4 protein-coding genes and 1 pseudogene are annotated in these 5,658 nt (G+C 70.4%); 1 reads left to right on the top strand and 4 read right to left on the bottom strand.

Annotation, left to right across the window (positions count from 1 at the left end; translation table 11 throughout):
- The coding region (locus A9X05_RS13900) for an amino acid permease (RefSeq protein WP_067782015.1) at window positions 1-1,128 on the bottom strand (1,128 nt) is incomplete at its 3' end.
- Window positions 1,129-1,229: 101 nt separating this feature from the next.
- Between A9X05_RS13900 and A9X05_RS13895 the strand changes: the two genes are divergently transcribed.
- On the top strand, window positions 1,230-2,612 hold the full coding sequence (locus A9X05_RS13895) for an NAD(P)/FAD-dependent oxidoreductase (protein WP_197499057.1): 1,383 nt from the start codon (window positions 1,230-1,232) through the stop codon (window positions 2,610-2,612).
- Here the strand turns inward: A9X05_RS13895 and manA are convergent.
- From manA to manB, 3 genes and pseudogenes are all read right to left on the bottom strand, one after another.
- Window positions 2,590-3,816: a mannose-6-phosphate isomerase, class I gene (gene manA, locus A9X05_RS13890; protein ID WP_067759007.1), complete on the bottom strand. Its 1,227-nt coding sequence runs from the start codon at window positions 3,814-3,816 to the stop codon at window positions 2,590-2,592. The two genes, A9X05_RS13895 and manA, sit on opposite strands and share 23 nt — an antisense overlap.
- An 8-nt stretch (window positions 3,817-3,824) precedes the next feature.
- Complete coding sequence (locus A9X05_RS13885; RefSeq protein ID WP_067782010.1) at window positions 3,825-4,925, bottom strand: TobH protein; 1,101 nt, start codon at window positions 4,923-4,925, stop codon at window positions 3,825-3,827.
- Window positions 4,922-5,658: pseudogene (gene manB, locus A9X05_RS13880) on the bottom strand (phosphomannomutase/phosphoglucomutase); the annotation flags it as partial. The gene A9X05_RS13885 and the pseudogene manB, both read right to left, overlap by 4 nt.

Raw genomic sequence — 5,658 nt, 5'->3', positions numbered from 1 at the left:
CCGGACCGGGGTGCCGTGGGAGCCGGTCTTCGCCAACTGGCGCGGCAGCAAGCCGTCGCGCGCCATCGCGAACAGCACGCGGCATTGGCCGAGCATCAGCACCATCACCACGGTGGTCAATCCGGCCAGCGCCCCGATCGCGATGATCTTGCTGGCCCAATGGATGCCGTTCGCGGTGAACGCCGTGGCGAGGTTGGCCGGCTTGTGGCCGGGCATCGTCTTGAGCTGGGTGTAGGAGACCATCCCGGACAGCACCACCGAGACCGCCACGTAGAGCACGGTCACGATCGCCAGCGACGCCAGGATGCCCCGCGGAACGTCGCGCTGGGGCCGCTTGGTCTCCTCAGCCATGGTCGCGACGATGTCGAACCCGATGAACGCGAAGAACACGATCGACGCTCCCGCCAACACCCCGTACCAGCCGTAGTGGCTGCTGTGCGCCCCGGTCATCAGCGACAGCACCGACTGGTTGACGCCCGACGCCTCGTGCCCCGCCTCCGGCTTGGGGATGAACGGCGAATAGTTGGAGCCCTTGATGTAGAAGGCGCCGACGACGACGACCAGCAGCACCACCGACACCTTGATGCCGGTGATCACCGCGGAGAACCGCGACGACAGCTTGGTGCCCAGGGCGATCAGCACGGCAACCCCGGTGACGATCAGCAGCGCGCCCCAGTCCAGGCTGACCGAACCGAGCTGCGTTGTGCCGCCGGCAAACCCGAACACGTTGCCCAGGTAGCTCGACCAGCCCTTGGCCACGACCGCGGCGCCGATCGCCAACTCGAGCAGCAGGTTCCAGCCGATGATCCAGGCGAGGAACTCCCCGAAGGTGGCGTAGGAGAAGGTGTAGGCGCTGCCGGCGACCGGCAGCGTGGAGGCGAACTCGGCGTAGCACAGCGCCGCCAGCGCGCAGGTGACCGCCGCGATCACGAACGAGATCCAGATCGCCGGGCCGGTGATGTCACCGGTCGTCGACGCGGTGACGGTGAAGATACCGGCGCCGATCACCACGGCGACCCCGAAGACGACCAGGTCCAACCAGGTCAATTCCTTGCGTAACCGGGTGTCTGGCTCGTCGGTGTCGGCGATCGATTGTTCGACCGACTTCATGCGCCATCGGTTGGCCATCCGTCGCCCTTTCCCTCTACGAAGGGGACCCATTGGTCCGTCACAGTACTGGGTACTCTGCCGAGATGGCGGACACCAAAGCAAACACCAGGGACCATGCGGTGGTCATCGGCGGCAGCATCGCCGGGCTGTGCGCCGCGCAGGTGCTCTCGGATGCGTTCTCCCGGGTCACGGTCTACGAGCGCGACGAGTTGCCGAGCACACCGTCGAGCCGGGCGACCGTTCCGCAGGACCGGCACCTGCACATGCTGATGGCCCGCGGCGCAATGGAGTTCGAGAGCCTTTTCCCCGGGCTGCTGGAAGACATGGTGGCCGCGGGCGTGCCCATGCTGGAGAACCGGCCCGACTGCATTCATCTCGGCGCCGCGGGCCACGTGCTCGGCACCGGACACACACTGCGTGACGAATTCACCGCGTACGTGCCCAGCCGGCCGCACCTGGAGTGGCAGCTGCGCAAACGCGTCCGCAACACGGACAACGTCACGATGGTGCGGCGCTCGGTGGCCGAACCGCGGTTCGACCCGGCGCGCCAGCGGGTGACCGGGGTGCTGCTGGATCCCGTCGACGGCGAGGAACCGGAATTCGTCGCGGCCGACCTCGTCGTCGACGCGGCAGGCAGGGGCACCCGGCTGCCGACGTGGCTGACGCAGTGGGGCTACGAGCGCCCGCGGGAAGACCTCCTCGACATCGGCATCTACTACGCGACCCAGCAATTTCGCATCCCGGACGGCTTGATAGCGGAGAAGGTTGTGGTCGCCGGCGCGTCGCACGACAAGTCGCTGGGGCTCGGCATGCTCTGCTACGAGGACGGCACCTGGGTGCTGACGACGTTCGGGGTGGCGAACGTCAAGCCGCCGCAGACGTTTCCGGAGATGCTGGAACTGGCCGAGGAGCTGGTCCCGCCCCACGTCAACGCGGCGCTGAAGCAGGCCGATCCCATCGGCGAGCCGGCGTTCCACGCCTTTCCGGCCAGCAAGTGGCGCCGCTACGACAAGCTGGACCGCTTCCCCGCCGGCATCATCCCCCTCGGCGACGCCGTGGCCAGCTTCAACCCCACCTTCGGGCAGGGCATGACGATGACCTCGCTGCAGGCCGGCCATCTGCGTCGCGCGCTGAAACTGCCCGACGACCAGCTGGCCGCCGAACTCAGTCGGGCCACCGCCAAGTCGACCTTCCCGGTGTGGACGATGAACGCCATCGGCGACGTCACCTTCCACCACGCCGAGACCAAGGGGCCCATTCCCTGGTGGTGGCGGCCCTCGGGCGCGCTGTTCGACCAGTTCCTCGGGGCCGCCGAGACCGATCCCGTTCTGGCCGAATGGTTTTTGCGCCGGTTCTCGCTGCTCGACAGCCTCTACATGGTCCCGCCGCCGCGCATCGTCGGCCGCACGATCGCCCACAATCTGCGGCTGTGGCTGGGCGAACGCCGTCAGGCCGCCCGTGGCGATCGCCGCCGCACCCCTACAGCCCTACGGTCGCCCTGAACAGCTTGGTGGGCTCGCGCGCGACCAGCCGGATCGGGGCGTCGTCGGCCGCCACCCAGGCGGCCATCCCCCGCTGCAGCGTCAGCGACCCGGACTTGCCGTGCACCGTCGTGCACCCCTCGGTGCACAGCAGGATCTGCGGACCCTCGTGGCTGCACGAGGCGTCGACCTCGTGGCCCAGGTAGTCGCCGTCGAGCTCCAGCAGCGCGACCGCGAATTCCTCGGCCGGAGTCTCATAGATCAGGCCGAAGCCCTCGCGGCGTACGTGGGGGCGCACCTGTTCCTCGGTGGTCGGGGTGAAGTCGAGCACCCGTAGCAGTTCGGGGACGTCGACGTGCTTGGGGGTCAGGCCGCCGCGTAACACGTTGTCGGAGTTGGCCATCACCTCCAGGGCGAAACCGCGCAGGTAGGTGTGCAGGCTGCCGGCCGACACGAAGATCGCCTCGCCCGGGGCCAGCGTGATGCGGTTCAGCAACAGCGCGGCCAGCACCCCGGCGTCGCCGGGGTAGCGTTCCCCGAGCTCCAGCACCGTCTTGACCTCGCCGGCGAATTCCGTTGCCCCGGAGCTGATGTACTGGATGGCGCCGTCCAGCACCGCGGGCACCAGCACGTCGATGTCAGGCTGCGGCGCGGTGATCCAGGTGGTGAACAGCGCGCGCAGGCCATCGGCGTCGGACTGGTCGTTGAGCAGGTCGATGAAGGGGTCGAGGTCGGAGACGGACAGCGCCCGCAGCAACTCGACCGTGCGGGAGGCCTGCCGGAATCCGGCGAGCGCCTCGAATGGCTGCAGCGCCACCAGCAATTCGGGCTTGTGCGAGGTGTCGCGATAGTTGCGGACCGGCGAGTTCAGCGGAATGCCCAGCCGCTCCTCCCGCAGGTAACCCTCGGCCGCCTGCGCCGCGCTCGGGTGGGCCTGCAGCGACAGCGGCTCGTCGGCCGCGAGCACCTTGACCAGGAACGGCAGCACGTCGCCGAACCGGGCGCGGGCCCCGGGGCCCAGCTGGCCTTCCGGGTCGGCGACCAGCGCGTCGAGCAAAGAGATCTCGCCGGCGTCCGTTTCCAGCCAGGCCGGGTCGCCCGGATGCGCCCCGAACCAGAGTTCGGCCTCCGGATGGGCAGCCGGGACCGTCCGCCCGGTGAATTCGGCGATGGCGGTACGCGATCCCCAGGCGTACGTGCGTAAGGCCCCGCGAAGCAGTTCCACTGTGTTATCTATCCCCGCGCCAGGCGCGCGTAAACCGCGGCCATCTCCAGTCGAACGGCCAATACTGCCAGTTGCTGCTCGGCGCTGATGGCGCCGCCCAACGCGGGCGCGACCGTCGACCCGGCAGAGCCGCCGGGACCGTCGGGCACGTCCTCGGCGGCGAGCAGGTACACGTCGTCGAGCCCGGCGGTCCGGGCCGCCACGATGGTCTGCTCGGCGGACAGCGTGAGGGCCAGCACCAGCAGCCGCCGCGGCAGCGGCCCGTCGATCTGTTCGTCGTGGAAGAGCGCGTCGGCGGGATCGGCGAAGCCGCCGGAGACCCCGGCCCGCAGCGCGACGACGGCATCCGACAGCCCGGTCGCGGCAACCACCTGGTGGGCGATCCGCAGCAGGACGGAACTGCCGTGCCGGGCCAGCGCGAGCGTCGCGGCGCAGTCGCCGGCCAGCGCCACCTGCCGATCGGCGATGCGCGCGGCAATCGTCTTGGCCGGGTTGGTGAACAGCTCGCGGGCCGCACTGTTGCGCAGCGCCTCGGCGTCCAGCTCGTCGGCCAGCGCCCGCAGGTCGACGCTGGGTCGCTGGTCGACCGCCTGCACCACCGCCAGGGCGGCGGCCAGGTAGCGGCACAACCCGAACTCGTCGGGGATCGGAAGCCGCGGCGCCAGCACCGCCGCGCGGCCGGCGGTGGCGTCCCGCAGCGGACCCTCGTATGGCGCGACGACGACGACCCGCGCCCCGCGGCGCACCCCGGTGGCGACCGCGGTGACCAGCGCCGGATCGCCGGGATCGTCGCCCGCGACGATCAGCACGTCGAGCGGGCCGATCCACGGCGGTACCTCGGCGGTCAGCGTGATCGGCTCGGAGGCCGCTCCGGCCACCGTCGCCGCGACCATCGCGCCGGCGTTGTCGGCGGTCCCGCGGCCGGCGACCCAGATCAGGCTGCGCGGCCGGTCGTCGGCCCGCAGCGGATCCAGGGCACCCTCGTCGACGGCCGCGGCGATCGCGCGCACCTGCGCGCCCGCCGACGACGCGGAGCGCAGCAGGCCGTCCCGGTCGGCGGCGAGCAGGCCCTCGGTGTCCTCGAGATCGATCGCCCGGACGGTGTTCACGGCGCGGCCCCGGCGGGCGCCGACTGCGCCTGGATCTGAGCGCTGATCTGCGCGACCACCGCGTCTACGTCGTCGGTGCTGCGCGCCTCGACGTTGAGCCGCAGCAACGGCTCGGTGTTGGAGCTGCGCAGGTTGAACCAGCTGCCGTCGCCGAGGTCGACCGTCACGCCGTCCACGTGGTCGATCGCGTGGATGCGGCTGCCGAAGGACTTCAGCACCGCCTCGGTGCACAGCGCGGCGTCCGCCACGGTGAAGTTGATCTCGCCTGACGACTCGTAGCGCTGGTAGTCGGCGGTCAGCTCCGACAGCGGCCGGTCCTGCTCGCCCAGGGCCGCCAGCACGTACAGCGCCGCCAGCATCCCGGAGTCCGCGCCCCAGAAGTCGCGGAAGTAATAGTGCGCCGAATGCTCGCCGCCGAAGATGGCGCCGGTGTCGGCCATCATCGCCTTGATATAGGAGTGCCCGACGCGCGAGCGCAGCGGTGTGCCGCCGCGCTCGGTGACCAACTCCGGCACCGCCCGGGACGTGATCACGTTGTGGATGATGGTGGCGCCGATCTCCCGGCTCAACTCGCGCGCGGCGACCAGGCTGGTCACGGTCGAGGGCGACACCGGCCGGCCGCGTTCGTCGACGACGAAGCAGCGGTCGGCGTCCCCGTCGAAGGCCAAACCGATATCGGCGCCCGTCTCGCGGACGTAGGCCTGCAGGTCCACCAGGTTGGCCGGGTCGAGCG

Origin of the sequence: Mycobacterium sp. E3298 (assembly GCF_001666895.1) — a bacterium.
Taxonomy (GTDB): domain Bacteria; phylum Actinomycetota; class Actinomycetes; order Mycobacteriales; family Mycobacteriaceae; genus Mycobacterium.
The sequence above is the reverse complement of the archived record's forward strand: the minus strand, read 5'-3'. Positions and strand labels throughout refer to the sequence as shown.